Origin of the sequence: Salinirubellus litoreus, assembly GCF_037335815.1 — an archaeon.
Classification (GTDB): Archaea; Halobacteriota; Halobacteria; order Halobacteriales; family Haloarculaceae; genus Salinirubellus; species Salinirubellus litoreus.
The window spans coordinates 1917647-1930321 of record NZ_CP147841.1 but is presented as its reverse complement, the minus strand read 5'-3'; the positions used below and the strand labels follow the sequence as shown (position 1 = coordinate 1930321).

The window sequence follows — 12675 nt, the reverse complement described above, 5'->3', positions numbered from 1 at the left end:
CGGAGTCAGCGCCGGCCGAACCGCGAGTCGACCTTCCCGAGCGCCTTCTCGGGGTCCGCCCGTCCGTCGGCGTCGGAGGCGGCCATCACCCGCCTCGCCCCCGTGACGGCGACGAAGGTGCCGAGCAGGGCGACCATCGCCCACGAGAGGACGGCCATCAGTGCGCCCATACTGGCGAACGCCTGGAGCGTCCCCCCGAACACGAGCGACACCCCGGCGGCCGACCACAGGTACCCGATCCACGACCCCATCTCCCGTGTTTCTCGGTGAGTTCGCTATATAAACCCCGGCCCGTGCTCCGTATCCGAGCGGCGGCCGCAGACGTGACCCGGCCCGAACGGTCATATCCGTGGGACGCCCACACACGGTAGATGTCCGTCCGCCGGCTGCTGCGCAGGACCGTCCCCCAGGACGATCTCGAGGAGGTGTTCCGGGAGTTCGCCGACCGGTACGGCCTCGAGGCGGTCAGGGTGGAGTTCCTCGAAGCGGACAACTGGCTATCGGTGCCCTGCGTGGTGGCCGACCGGTGGTTCCTGAAGGTCATCTCGGAGACGCACGCACTGCTCCACGGGCTCATGACGACCGGGCGGAACCTCGGGGCGCTCTCCTCGGGCGTTCCGGGCTTCTTCGAGCACCTCGAGACACCCTACGAGATGGCGGTCCACGAGCTCGAGGCGACCCGCCGGATACGCGAGATCGGCGTCGCCGCGCCCGAACCGGTCGAGGCGTTCGAACACCTGGGTCACGGCGTGGTCGTCCTCGAGTACCTGGGGGGGTTCCGACCGCTCCCGGCGCTCGACCGGGGGACCGCGGAGGTCGTCGCCCCGCAGGTGTTCGACTCGCTCGCGCGGATGCACGCCGCCGGTCTCGCCCACGGCGACCTCCGGGGCGAGAACGTCCTCGTCCTCGACGGGGTACCCTACTTCATCGACGCCACGAGCGTCGACCCCCGGGCGGTCGAGGACGCCCGGGCGTACGACCTCGCCTGTGCGCTCGGATCGCTGGCCCCACACGTGGGAGCCCGGGCGGCCGTCGACGCGGCGCTCGCCCACTACGATCCCGCCGACCTCCTCCGCGCCCGGACGTTCCTCGGGTTCGTCAACCTCCGTCCCGACCTCGCGTTCGACGGGAGCGCCGTCCGCGGCGAGATCGAGAAGGTCGCGGCGACGGCGGAGTGACGGAACGGAACCACGATCGCGTGAAACGCGCGTCACGATCGGCGACCGCGTGGCCGGGGAACCGGTTCGACGGTCGGGGACCGCTGGCCCGTAACGACGAAACGGGCGGGGGCGTCGCTGTCCGGTCGAGAAGTGTACGAAAGGCGAGCGGGAGGCCCGGGACGGGAGCCTTGCCGGGTACCGGGCGACCCGGCGTGATGTGGCGCGGCGTGTTGATTGCCTCTGCGACGAGAAAAGCGTCGCGTCGGCATCAGTTCGTTCGACGCCCCCCGATATAAACCCTCGGCTTGAATACGCCGACCGCACCGGGGTGAGGCCTCAACTTCGGTCGGGGCGATGACGGTGGGACGCGGGGGAGGTGTCGCGAACCCGCTCGACGCTCGCCGGGCCCAGTGTCGCACGCACCAGCGCGGGGTCGTCACCGGCGCTTGAAAGCGGCGTTCCCCGCGGGTCGTACACCGCCGACCGCCCGAGGAGCGTCGCCTCGTCGGACTCCCCCGAGCCGTTGGCCGCCGCGAGGTAGTAGCCGTTCTCGACGGCACGAGCCCGCCCGAGGACCCGCCACTGTTCGACGTGGGGGTACGGCCACGCGGCGGGGACACAGACGAGTTCACAGCCGCGGTCGGCCAGGTCACGGTAGATCCCCGGGGACCACAGGTCGGCACCCGTCGTCAGACCGACCGTCACCGACTCCTCGCCGAACTGGAGGGTCGCGACGCCCGGCGACGCCGTCCCCGCCCCACCGCTCCCCGTGCCGTAGCCCGGCAGATCGGACCGCCGGGAGACCGCCCGGCGCTCCCCTTCGGCGTCGAACAGGACGGCCGTGTTGGCGAGTCCGTCGGCCTCGGGGATCGGGGCCTCCGTCTCCGCCGCGGTCGCCGCGAGGTCCTCGACGAACGTTCCGGCGAGGAGGGCGACCCCGTGGCTCGCGGCCGCGGCCGCGAGTCGGGTGAGCGTCGGGCCGGCGAGCGACTCCGCCCGGCGGGCGAACGAGTCGATCGAGAAGTAGCCGACGGTGAACAGCTCCGGGAGGACGACGAGGTCGGCGTCGTCGGCCGCGGCGTCCTCGATCGCCTCCGTCGCCCGGTCGACGTTTCCGGCGAGGTCGCCGCCGATCACCTCGATCTGTGCACAGACGACCCGCATCAGGCCTCGATGCCGAGGTCGGATGCGATAGCCGCCTTCAGGTTCTCGAGTTCCTCGTCGAGGTTCTTCTCGAAGAACCGCTCGACGCCGGGCACGCGCCCGTCGACCGTGAAGCGATTGCGGAGGCTCGTCCGTCCGTCGTCGAGCTCGGTCAGCTCGTGCTCGCCGACGACACGGAACACCTTCGACCGACCGACGAACCTGACGAATTCGGGGGGCTCGACCGTCTCGTCCTCGGTGTCGACCGCGATGGTCCGATTGACGAGGGGGATCGGCAGCCGGACGTGCCACCGGGCGGTCCGCTCGCCGGTCACTTCGAACTCGTCGACGACGCTTATCGGGCGGGCGCGTTTCTCCGGGTCGACGATGAACGCCCAGACGTCCTCGCGGGGGGCGTCGAACTCGAAGGTTCGCTCGACTCTGGCGGTCATAGCGGAACCAACGGGCCGAGGTGGAATAGTTACTGCGGAGTGACCCGCCAGGTGGTCGAGCGGGCGCGACCCCACTTCTCGATGTCGACGTCGTCGGACTCCTCGGCGAGACGGGGGAGCCGAGCGCCGACCTGCTTCGCGGTCAGCCCCACCCGCTCGGCGATGTTCTTCGCGCGGAAGTAGCGCTCGCCGGCCGACACGCTCTCGCGCAGGTACGACAGGATGCGCTCGTCTTCCTCGCTGAACTGTCCCATGATCAGTGATAGGGAACGGACGCTCTTAACCGTTCTCGTGGCGGTGGTTCTGCGCCCTATCCACGCGGGCCGCCGGGTCAGTCGTAGACGTGGATGACCGTCACGAGCACGGCGGCGGCGAGCATGGCGATCGCGAACGCCCAGCCCGAGGAGACCTGGTTACCGCTCGTCGCGAACAGGTACATCCCGAACGCCCCCAGCACGCCGAGCGTACCGAACAGGAGGGTCAGCCCGAGGGACATGTCCCCCCCGCTTTCGGTCTGCGTGGCCATACGCGTGACTCCGACACCACGCACTTAACACCGCCGCTTCCACACCGATTCGAACCCGAGACACTTGAGTACCTCCGACGACCCCCGGGTGAATGAGTCGAGACCGGTCGGGGAACCGACGCGCGCTCGGACGGGCCACGACGGCCCTGGTCGTGCTGGCCGTGGTGATCGCCGCGGTCGGAACCGCCGCCCTCCTCGGCGTGGTGGGCGCACCCGCCGTGGTCGGCGTCGAGAACCGTTTCGGCGAGGTGGCGAACGAGACGACCGAGATAGAGACCGACCTCGTGGTGAACAACCCGAACCCCGCGGGGGTGGCCCTCGGCGGCACGACCGTCGACTACACCGTCCGGATGAACGACGTAGCGATGGCCGCGGGGACGAAGGAGGGTCTCTCGATCGAGCGGGGGAACTCGACACTCGGGTTCACCACCCGGATGCGCAACGAGCGCATCCCGGCGTGGTGGGTCACCCACGTCGGGAACGACGAGAACACGACAGTCACCGTGGACGCCACGGTCACCGCCTCGACGCTGGGGAACCGCTCGGTCTCGCTCACGCAGGAGGAGCAGGTGGAGACGGACCTCATCGGCGCGTTCGAATCGGAGGAGACGCGGCCGGTGAACGCCGACCGGGCGCTCGTCTCCGATCCGGTTCTCTACGTCAACCGGACGACGGCGGCGTGGGGGAACGTCACCGACGCACGGACGCCGATCCGCACCTCGTTCCTCGTCTACAACCCGAAGACGATCCCCTACGTCGTCACCGAGATCGGCTACACCATCGCGATGAACGATATCGTGGTCGGCCGGGGATCGAGCGACCACGAGTACGTGATCGAGGGGCGGACGACGGAGAACGTCACGGCGACGACGGCCATCGAGAACGGTCGGCTCGACGAGTGGTGGGTCTCGCACCTCCGGAACGACCAGGTGACCGAACTCCGCATGGAGTTCTACGCGAAGATCGAACTCCCGGACGGGGCGGAGATACGGGTCCCCCTCGACGCGCTCACCTACGAGCGGACGGTCGAGACAGATATATTCGGGACGAAGGAGTCGGACGACAGTACCGATGCGGGCTCGGCGGGGAACGAGACCACGACGACCACAGCTACACCGGGGGTAGCGGGGGCACCCGGGGACACGGATGCGGGCACGCCCGCGTCCGGGCCGTCGACGGCGACCTCCACCCCAACTGAGCGGGCACCGTCCCCGAGCGAGACGGAGGGCGACGGCGGGCTGCTCAGCGGGACGCCGACGCCTACCCCGGGCGACGGGGCGGGGGGAACGCCGACACCCACGGACGACGGAGGGTTCCTCTCGGTCACACGACCGGCCTACGAGATGGTGACGTAGTCCGAGTCCTCGTCGAGCGCGAGATTGGTGGCGATCTCGGCGTTCCGAACGGCGTACTGGGCGGTCTGCTGGAGGCTGACGAGCACCTCGCGCACCTGGAGGAGGTCCTCGTTGTCCATCTCGGGGAGTTCGGCGAGCATCTCCCGCTCGCGGTCCTCGATCTCGCGGAACAGTCGCTTGACCTCGATCGCGATGTCGTAGTCGCGCTCGACGGCCGCCTTCACCCCGAGTTCGGTGATCTCGTTGACGGCGTCGGTGAACTCGCGTATCTCCCGCATCGTCGAGCTGTCGACGTTCAGCGTGTGGCCCTCCGTCTCGAGGACGATCTCGGCGATGTCCTCGGCGTTGTCGGCCGTGAGTTCGAGGTTCTTCGCGATCGACCGGTAGCCGATGAGCGGGAAGCCGTCGTCGAGACCGACCGCGCGGGCGAGGTTCGGGTTCTGGTAGGCGGTGAAGATGAGCCGCAGCAGCAGCACGAAGATCTTGTTCGCCTGCCGCTCCCGGTTGAGCGCCCGCTGGGCGAGGTCCGGGTTGCCGTGTGCGAGCGCCTTGATCGCCTCGTTGCGCATCGTCGAACCCGTCGATTCGAGCCTGAGCAGCAGGTTGTCGAGCGTGAAGTCCTCCGGATCCACGCTACAGCGGATGGCGATGCGCTCGGGCGTCTCCTCTATGACGCCCAGCCCCATCAGCTGTGTCTCGGCGTTGTAGACGGCGTTGATGGTCGAGGAGTCGAGCATCCCCCCCTCCTCGGCCTGCACCTCGATGACGCGGCGGCCGAGCACGTACTGGGCGAGGATGGCCCGCTCGACGGCGTCGGCGTCCAGTTCGCCCGCGTGGATCACCGCCTCGCTCTCCTCCTGCTGGACCGACTCGGGCATCACCGTCAGCGTGCCCTTCGAGCCGATCCGCAGCGACACCTCGTCACCCTTCTCCACGTCCTGGGCCTTGGCCCACTCCGCCGGCAGCGTCATCGCCAGCGTCGAGGGACCGAGGCGCTGGACCTTCCGCGTCTCCATACATGGATAGCAATCCTTCTATGACCTTAATCTTCACTATATGGACGGAGATGGCCGCATCCTCCATTAAATGCCGCCGCAGACCGGCCCGGCAGCGCGAACCCCACCTCAGACGACCTTGACCATCCGCCGCTCGAACCGCCCCACGCGGACTCGCTCCCAGCCGCGGAGTTCCTCGTCCAGGTCGACGTCGCCCGTGTCGACCCGGAGCACACCCGTGTCGTCGAGCTTGGAGCGCGAGGCGACGACCTCCACCGCCGAGCGCCGGATCACGTCGGGCGATATCTGGGGGTTCCCGCGGCCGAAGACGAACCCCTGGCCGCCGATGGGCGAGACCACGACGGTGTTCCGGTCGCCGAGGTGTTCGAGGATGTCGGACTCGGTGGCGTCGAGCACCAGGACCTCGCCGTCGCGCCAGACGTCGACGCCCAGGGGCGTCCCGTCGAATCCGAGCTCGCGCTTGACCGTCGCGAGCGTCGACCCCGGTCCGAGCACGTAGGTCCCGCCGGTGTCCTCACGTGCGTCCGCGGCCACCCCCTCGGCGAGCTGTTCGACCGTGCCGCCGCCCACCTGCTTCGAGGACTGGAGGTCCTCGCCGACGGGCACCTCCGCCAGCGCCCGGAGTTCGGTGTGGACCTCCCCACCCCGATAGGCGTCCTCGTCGATGTCGTTCACCTCGCGGGTCTCCGTCGTGTCGAAGACCACCGCCAGCCGCCCGGCAGCACGGGGGGTCACCGCGAACACCGAGGAGTAGACCTTGACTCCCGCCGGAACCCCGAGCATCGGCGTCTCGGATCCCAGCTCAGAGAGCGTCTCGGCCACGTCGACGGCGGTCCCGTCCCCGCCGACAAACAGCACGAGGTCCACCCCGTAATCGACGAACGCCCGGACGGCCTCGCGGGTGTCCTCCCCCGTCGTGTCGCCCACCCCGTCGCTCGCGGGTCCGCCGGGGACGACGGGTTCGAAGCCCGCCTCGCGGGCCTCCTCCTCGCCCATCCGGCCGCCCCAGGCGAGGATCTCTACCCCTTCGCCGAGCCCCCCCGCACGCTCGCGGAGCGCGCGGAGCGCGTCGACGGCCCGCCCGGGCGCACGCGGCTCGGCACCGCGCTCTATCGCCTCGTCGACCTTGTCGTCCGTCCCCTTCAGTCCGACGCGACCGCCCATCCCGGCGATGGGGTTGACGACGACCCCGATACGGTGCATGGTCCGGTGTTCCCGTCGAGTGAGGAAAACTCCCCCGGAGCCCGCCCGGAGCCGGGCCCGCCGAACACGGTATCGGTGATCGTTCTCGCTGGCGTCGCAGAACAGCTACGGCACGGCGAGCGGGACGACGGTAACGGTTTATAGTAGCGTTTGGAAGTCTTTACGCACGGACGGGGGGATCGTCCCCGTCCGGCGTGTGTTACCGGTTCCAAACGCTACTATGGTTCCGGCTGCCGTCCACGGCGATATGTCCGACGATCTCCCCGCGATAGGGCTCGGAACGTCCGGCAACACGGACCCCGAGCAGTGTGCGGCCTCCGTCGAGGCGGCGCTCGAGATCGGGTACCGCCACGTCGACACCGCCCAGATGTACGACAACGAGCGCGCGGTCGGGCGCGGGATCGCGTCCGCTCCGGTCGACCGGGAGGACGTCCGGCTCGCGACGAAGATCCACCCGACGAACCTCGCACCGGAGGACGTTCGCCGGACGTTCGGGGAGAGCCTCGATCGGCTCGGCGTCGAATCCGTGGAGATGCTCTACGTCCACTGGCCCACGAAGGCCTACGACCCCGAGAAGACGCTCCCCGTCTTCGACGAGCTGCACGCAGAGGGTGCCGTCGAGCACGTCTGCGTGAGCAACTTCACGCCGGCGCTCCTCGACGAGGCCAGGGAGATCCTCGACGCGCCCGTCTTCGCCAACCAGATCGAGATGCACCCGCTGCTTCCCCAGACCGAGCTGGTCGAGTACGCACGCCGCCACGACCTCTATCTCGTCGCCTACTCGCCGCTCGGGCGGGGCGAGGTCCTCGATCACCCCGTGCTGAACGAGGTCGCCGACGAGTACGACGCGACCCCAGCCCAGGTGAGCCTGGCGTGGCTGCTCGATCACGACCGGGTCGTCCCGATCCCCAAGGCGACCGGGCGGGACCACCTCCGGGAGAACTTCGCGGCCCGCGAGCTCGCGCTCGACGACTCGGCGATCGACCGCATCGACGCGATCGACGACCGCGAACGGGTCATCGTTCCGGACGAGAACCCGTGGGGGATCTGATCCCCGGCGCGACCCCGGAAGGCATAAACCGTCACCCCGGGTACGCGCCGGTATGTACCTCCCGCTGCAGGAGACGGTGAACGCCGGGGCGATAGACGCCTCCGGCTGGGTCGTGGGTATCGCCTCGCTCGCGCTGACCGCCGGCTGGCTGGCGTACCTCTACCGCTGAAGTCCGCCCGCGCTACTCCTCCCCCGGTGCGGTGACGTTCGCCCGGAGCCAGGCCGCCGCACGCTCGACCTCCTCTCGTTCACCCTCGAGTTTCACCCGGACGTGCTCGCCGGGGTACGACCCCACCTTGACCTCGAAGCGCTCGCGGAGGGCCTCGAATCGGTCGAGCAGGCCGCTCTCGGGCTCGTCCGCGTCGACGAACTCGACGTGGCTGACCTCGCCGTCGAACTCCCCGGCCACCCGCTCGAACATCGCCTCCATCTCCGAGGGGACCCCGGGGAGGACGTACACCGTCCCGATCACACAGCCCGGAGCGACCCCCACGTCGTTGTGGAGCGGCCGTGCGCCCTCGGGGACGTGGGACGTGCCCTCGGTGAGATCCTGCCGGGAGTAGCCGCCGTTCTCGGCGAGCCACTCCAGCACCGACTCGCTCTCGATCAGGTCCACGCCGAACGCCCGCGCCACGGCCGCCATCGTCACGTCGTCGTGTGTCGGCCCGAGCCCACCCGTCACGAGGACGGCGTCGTACCGCTCCCGGTACTCGGTGACCACCTCGGCGATGTCATCGGTCCTGTCGGGGACGGTCGTCACGCGCTCGACGGTGACGCCCCGCTCTGCGAGCCGGCGACCGAGCCACGCGGCGTTCGTGTTGACGGTGTCGCCGGCGAGGAGTTCGTCGCCGACGGTGACCAGCGCGACGTTCATGGACGCCGTAGACGCGCCGTCGTCAAAACCGACCCGGTGCGCCGGCGTATCAGCCGAAGCCGGGCGGGCCGCCGCCGTCGGAGTCGTCGCCAGTGTCGACGTCGAGGCCGACCTCCTCGCGCTTCCTCACCGTCTCCTGTATCTGCCGGTAGTAGTAGACCGCGCCGCCGGCTCCGAGCACGAACAGCAGGGCGACCATCCCCCCGAACAGCAGGAGGTCCCGGTCGAGGTAGTACCGGACCACCAGCGACGGGGCCTGGTCGACGTTCTCCCAGTAGACGTGGACCCTGCCGTCGACGGTCTCGGTGCGCGAGGCACCCGGCGAGACCTGCGCCAGGACCGGCAGCCCCACCGAGGTTCCCTCCGGGAGCACGAGCTCGTAGGAGCCGCGGACGAACGTCGGTGTGGCGATCTGCTTGCCGTTCTTGGGGGCCGTGAACGCCAGCTGTCCGGTCTCGTTCGTCGGGACGTACACCCGGGTCCGTCGCCGGGTCTTGTTCACCACCAGCTTCTCCTCGGGGACGTCGACCCGCGAGCCGTTCTCCCTGACCATCACGAGGTCCGCCGACTCGCTCTCCTCGCCGGACACGAACCGGAGGCGCGTCCCGTTCTCGTAGCGGAACTGGAGCGAGGAGGGGTCGAGCGGCTGGTCGGTGCCCAGCGCGTCGCGGTCGTAGAGCTCCATCGTGTACGGCGGCTGGAGGTTCCCCGTCGTCCGGTTGCCGACCCGGTAGACGGCCGTGTAGTTGTTCCGGTTGACCTCGAGGTAGGCGGCGGCGTCGGTCCCCCACTCGTACTCGCCCCCGCCGGGGTCGGCCGCGAGGTCGGCCTGGTTCACGGAGCCGGGACCGAGGATCGTCGAACAGCCCGAGAGACCGACCAGGAGCAGGAGGCCGACCCCGGCGAGGAGCCGGCGTCGGCTCACGGTACCACCGCCAGCAGTTCGGCGGGGAGGTACTCCCCGATGGAGGCGATCAGCCCCGGCGGGTCCGTCCCCTCCCGGCAGACGACGCTCTGCTCGAGCAGGCCGAGACGCTCGACCGTGACGATGTCCTCGGCGTGGCCCGCGCGGTTGATCGTCGCGCGGACCTCCGAGCGCGTGGCGGAGTTGACGTTCACGCGACCCTCCCCGCGGGTCCACTCGTAGAGCCTGTCGCGCTCCTCGTCGGCGAGCCTCGCGACTCCCTCCTCCCCGACGACGAACCGCAGGGGGACGTGCTGGACGAGCCCGAACCGCTGGCGGATCTGCGAGGGATCGCCGGGGCCGAGCCCCAGCCCGTCGGCCGGGACGAACACCTCCTCGCCGGCGTCGAGGTAGAACCCCTCGTCGTCCCAGCGTTCGAGCGTTCCCGCGTAGACCTCGCCGGGTTCGCGGTGCGGGGTTATCGCGCCCCACTCCTCGCGGAGGAGGTTCCGGGCGACGGGGGCGTCCTCGCCCTCGACGGTCACCGAGGGGAACCCGTCCTCGCGGAGGCCGACCGACCACTCGACGTCGAGGTCGCCGAGCGTGTTGCCGACCTGTGACGACAGCGAGTCGAGGGCGCGCTGGCGGGCGTCGCCCCCGACGTAGAGCTTCGTGGCGAGGACGACCATCCGGGCTACGCCTCTGCCTCCTCGGGCTGGACGTTCAGCTCCTCGCGCAGCGACTCGATCCGCCGGTCCATCGCCTCCACCAGCTGGGAGTTGCTCATCGAGACGAGTTCGGAGCCACACTGGGGACACTCGAAGCCGAACTCCATCGCCTCGCCGAACTCGAACCGGATGGAGTCGGTCTCACAGAGGTAGAACTCGTTGTCCATCTCGTACTGCCGGCGCTCCTCCAGTGCGTCGAGCAGTCGGTGCATCTCCTCCTCGAGCCGTTCGGGGATGTTGTCGTACTCGAACGTCCAGAGGTAGGTGAGCCACCCCGAGTCCTCGTCCCGGAGCCGCCTGTAGGTCGCCAGATCGTTCTCGTAGAGGATGAACAGGGCTCGACGCACGTCGTTCAGCTCGAGACCGATCTCCTCGGCGAGCTCCTCGTCGGTCACCTCGCCGTCGGGGGGCGACGCCGCGACGGGCATCCCGGTCGGACCGACGAGTTCGTGGAGGTACTTCTGTATCACCGGGTCCTCCAGGAGTTCCTCGTACGCCATTACGGTCGAATCGGTGGGTTGGCCGGGTAAAGCTTCCGTTCGGCCGACCGCTACGGGCCCCCGTCCGCCGGGCGGCCCGTCGACCCGTCGCCGGACGAGTCGACCCCGTCACCTCCAGCCGCGCCCTCGTCGTCGTCCGCGTCGACGGGAACGACCTCCTTCCCGGTCGCGCGGGGGACGACTTTCCGGTCCGCGCCCTCCCACTCGCGGTCGAGTTCGCGGCCCTCAAACAGCCGGTCGAGGAACACCGCGAGGCCCGCCACCTCGGAGTGGGGCTGGTTCGTCACGCCGACGTTGTAGTCGCTGGCCTCGTAGACGTCGAACGGCACCTTCTGGGAGCCGACGACGACCAGCAGCGGGTCCGATCGGTGTCGCTCGCGTATCTCCCCCTCGACGTCCTGGACCCGCTCGCCGTACATCGTCAGGTGGACGACCGCGCCGGGCCACTCCCGGACGAGCGATCGCCACTCGTCGCTCAGTTCGACCTCGAAGGGGCCGCCGAACCTGGCGGTTATGTCCTCGATAGTCGCCCGCGAGTCCGAGGCGTCGCCCGCGATGACGACCCGGTCGGCCCCGAGCGCGCGCGCGGTCAGCCCGACGTGGGTCGTCATCCGGTTGTCCCGGCCGGGCCGGTGGCCCAGCCTGAGGACGCACACCTCTCTGTCCCCCTGCATGGGGAGTGCGAGGGTGCGACCGTGGTAGGTCCTTTCGCTTCGCTCGGCCGACCCCGGTCGCGCCGGCGGACCGAAGGGATCCGATCCTGACTCTACCGGAATACACTTGCCGCGGCCGTCGGTTCGGAGCGTATGGAACTGACGGACGCGAACCTCCTCGTCACGGGCGGCGCGGGGTTCGTCGGGTCGCACCTCTGTGAACGGCTGGCCGCGGACAACGACGTCCGTATCGTCGACGACTTCTCGAACGGGGCCCCCTCGTGGGTGCCCGACGGCGTCGAGGCCGTCGAGGGCGACCTCCGGGAGGAGTCGGTCGTCGAGCGGGCGGTCACGCCCGACCTCGACGGGGTGTTCCACTTCGCCGCGGACAAGGCCGCCGACCGGGACGACCTCTCGCAGTTCAGGCTGAACAACGCGCTCACCGAGTCGCTCGTCGGCCGGATGGACGACGTGGGCGTGACGGAGATCGCGTTCACGTCCTCCTCGACGGTGTACGGGGAGGCACCCATGCCGACCCCCGAGGATTACGCGCCGCTCGAACCCATCAGCATCTACGGCGCGTCCAAGCTCGCCGAGGAGTCGCTGCTCTCGGTGTACGCACACAGCCACGACTTCACGGTGTGGAACTTCCGGTTCGCCAACATCGTCGGCCCGCGCCTGCAACTGGGAGCCGTGATCCCCGACTTCATCGCGAAGCTCCGCGAAGACCCCACCAGCCTCGAGATACTCGGCGACGGCCGCCAGGAGAAGTCCTACATGCACATAGAGGACTGTATCGCCGCGATGTGCCACGTCGTCGAGCACGCCGACGCCCCGGTGAACAGCTACAACCTCGGCACGCGCACCACGACGTCGGTCACGGACATCGCACACATCGTGGCAGAGGAGATGGGGCTCGACCCCGAGTACGAGTTCACCGGCGGCGACCGCGGGTGGACGGGCGACGTCCCGCGGATGCGCCTCGCAGTGGAGAAGCTCGCCGACCTCGGGTTCGAGGCCGAGCGGGGGAGCGACGAGGCGGTCAGGGCGTGCGTCCGCGAACTGCTGGAGGGTGGCGTCCCGGGGCTCGACGACTGAGGACCGACGGCC

General features: G+C 69.6%; 16 protein-coding genes. 4 read left to right on the top strand and 12 right to left on the bottom strand.

Features of this window, described 5'->3' with window-relative positions; translation table 11 throughout:
* Positions 1-5: 5 nt before the first annotated feature.
* Entirely contained in the window at positions 6-251 is a 246-nt protein-coding gene (locus tag WDJ58_RS09480; protein WP_338917445.1) for a hypothetical protein, read from the bottom strand.
* A 120-nt stretch (positions 252-371) separates the two neighbouring features.
* Here WDJ58_RS09480 and WDJ58_RS09475 point away from each other — a divergent pair, with 120 nt between their 5' ends.
* The gene (locus WDJ58_RS09475) at positions 372-1178 is read left to right on the top strand and encodes an RIO1 family regulatory kinase/ATPase (protein WP_338917444.1); all 807 of its coding nucleotides are present in this window, start codon (positions 372-374) and stop codon (positions 1176-1178) included.
* A 318-nt stretch (positions 1179-1496) separates the two neighbouring features.
* On the opposite strand, the gene WDJ58_RS09470 is transcribed toward WDJ58_RS09475, so the two are convergent.
* From WDJ58_RS09470 to WDJ58_RS09455, 4 genes are all read right to left on the bottom strand, one after another.
* Entirely contained in the window at positions 1497-2324 is an 828-nt protein-coding gene (locus WDJ58_RS09470) for a nitrilase-related carbon-nitrogen hydrolase (RefSeq protein WP_338917443.1), read from the bottom strand.
* A complete protein-coding gene (locus WDJ58_RS09465) occupies positions 2324-2755 on the bottom strand; it encodes a CoxG family protein (RefSeq protein ID WP_338917442.1) in 432 nt (143 codons plus the stop codon). The genes WDJ58_RS09470 and WDJ58_RS09465 overlap by 1 nt, the downstream gene beginning before the upstream one ends.
* Before the next feature lie 29 nt (positions 2756-2784).
* Positions 2785-3009 (bottom strand): DUF7123 family protein, encoded by a 225-nt coding sequence (locus tag WDJ58_RS09460; protein WP_338917441.1) that lies wholly within the window; start codon positions 3007-3009, stop codon positions 2785-2787.
* A 77-nt stretch (positions 3010-3086) separates the two neighbouring features.
* A complete protein-coding gene (locus WDJ58_RS09455; protein ID WP_338917440.1) occupies positions 3087-3281 on the bottom strand; it encodes a DUF7525 family protein in 195 nt (64 codons plus the stop codon).
* A gap of 92 nt (positions 3282-3373) precedes the next feature.
* Here WDJ58_RS09455 and WDJ58_RS09450 point away from each other — a divergent pair, with 92 nt between their 5' ends.
* Positions 3374-4636 (top strand): LEA type 2 family protein, encoded by a 1263-nt coding sequence (locus tag WDJ58_RS09450; protein WP_338917439.1) that lies wholly within the window; start codon positions 3374-3376, stop codon positions 4634-4636.
* Here WDJ58_RS09450 and WDJ58_RS09445 read toward each other — a convergent pair.
* Together WDJ58_RS09445 and WDJ58_RS09440 are read right to left on the bottom strand one after the other, a co-directional pair.
* On the bottom strand, positions 4618-5652 hold the full coding sequence (locus tag WDJ58_RS09445) for a phosphate uptake regulator PhoU (protein ID WP_338917438.1): 1035 nt from the start codon (positions 5650-5652) through the stop codon (positions 4618-4620). The genes WDJ58_RS09450 and WDJ58_RS09445 overlap by 19 nt on opposite strands.
* A 108-nt stretch (positions 5653-5760) precedes the next feature.
* Positions 5761-6855, bottom strand: a complete 1095-nt coding sequence (locus tag WDJ58_RS09440) for an ATP-NAD kinase family protein (protein ID WP_338917437.1) — start codon at positions 6853-6855, stop codon at positions 5761-5763.
* 247 nt (positions 6856-7102) lie between these two features.
* On the opposite strand from WDJ58_RS09440, the gene WDJ58_RS09435 reads away from it, so the two are divergent.
* Positions 7103-7906 carry an aldo/keto reductase gene (locus WDJ58_RS09435; protein WP_338917436.1) on the top strand — a complete coding sequence of 268 codons (804 nt, stop codon included), beginning with the start codon at positions 7103-7105 and terminating at the stop codon, positions 7904-7906.
* Positions 7907-8087: 181 nt separating this feature from the next.
* Here WDJ58_RS09435 and WDJ58_RS09430 read toward each other — a convergent pair whose 3' ends face one another.
* Genes WDJ58_RS09430 through WDJ58_RS09410 form a run of 5 tightly spaced genes read right to left on the bottom strand, consistent with a single transcriptional unit; the run spans position 8088 to position 11586 of the window.
* The gene (locus tag WDJ58_RS09430) at positions 8088-8780 is read right to left on the bottom strand and encodes a competence/damage-inducible protein A (RefSeq protein WP_338917435.1); all 693 of its coding nucleotides are present in this window, start codon (positions 8778-8780) and stop codon (positions 8088-8090) included.
* Positions 8781-8829: 49 nt separating this feature from the next.
* Positions 8830-9705 carry a DUF5803 family protein gene (locus tag WDJ58_RS09425; protein WP_338917434.1) on the bottom strand — a complete coding sequence of 292 codons (876 nt, stop codon included), beginning with the start codon at positions 9703-9705 and terminating at the stop codon, positions 8830-8832.
* A complete protein-coding gene (locus tag WDJ58_RS09420) occupies positions 9702-10373 on the bottom strand; it encodes a DUF2110 family protein (RefSeq protein WP_338917433.1) in 672 nt (223 codons plus the stop codon). The genes WDJ58_RS09425 and WDJ58_RS09420 overlap by 4 nt, the downstream gene beginning before the upstream one ends.
* A gap of 5 nt (positions 10374-10378) precedes the next feature.
* A complete protein-coding gene (locus WDJ58_RS09415) occupies positions 10379-10912 on the bottom strand; it encodes a transcription factor (RefSeq protein ID WP_338917432.1) in 534 nt (177 codons plus the stop codon).
* 50 nt (positions 10913-10962) lie between these two features.
* Complete coding sequence (locus WDJ58_RS09410) at positions 10963-11586, bottom strand: tRNA (cytidine(56)-2'-O)-methyltransferase (RefSeq protein ID WP_338917431.1); 624 nt, start codon at positions 11584-11586, stop codon at positions 10963-10965.
* Between the two features lie 132 nt (positions 11587-11718).
* Here WDJ58_RS09410 and WDJ58_RS09405 point away from each other — a divergent pair, with 132 nt between their 5' ends.
* The gene (locus tag WDJ58_RS09405; protein ID WP_338917430.1) at positions 11719-12663 is read left to right on the top strand and encodes an NAD-dependent epimerase/dehydratase family protein; all 945 of its coding nucleotides are present in this window, start codon (positions 11719-11721) and stop codon (positions 12661-12663) included.
* Positions 12664-12675 lie beyond the last annotated feature (12 nt).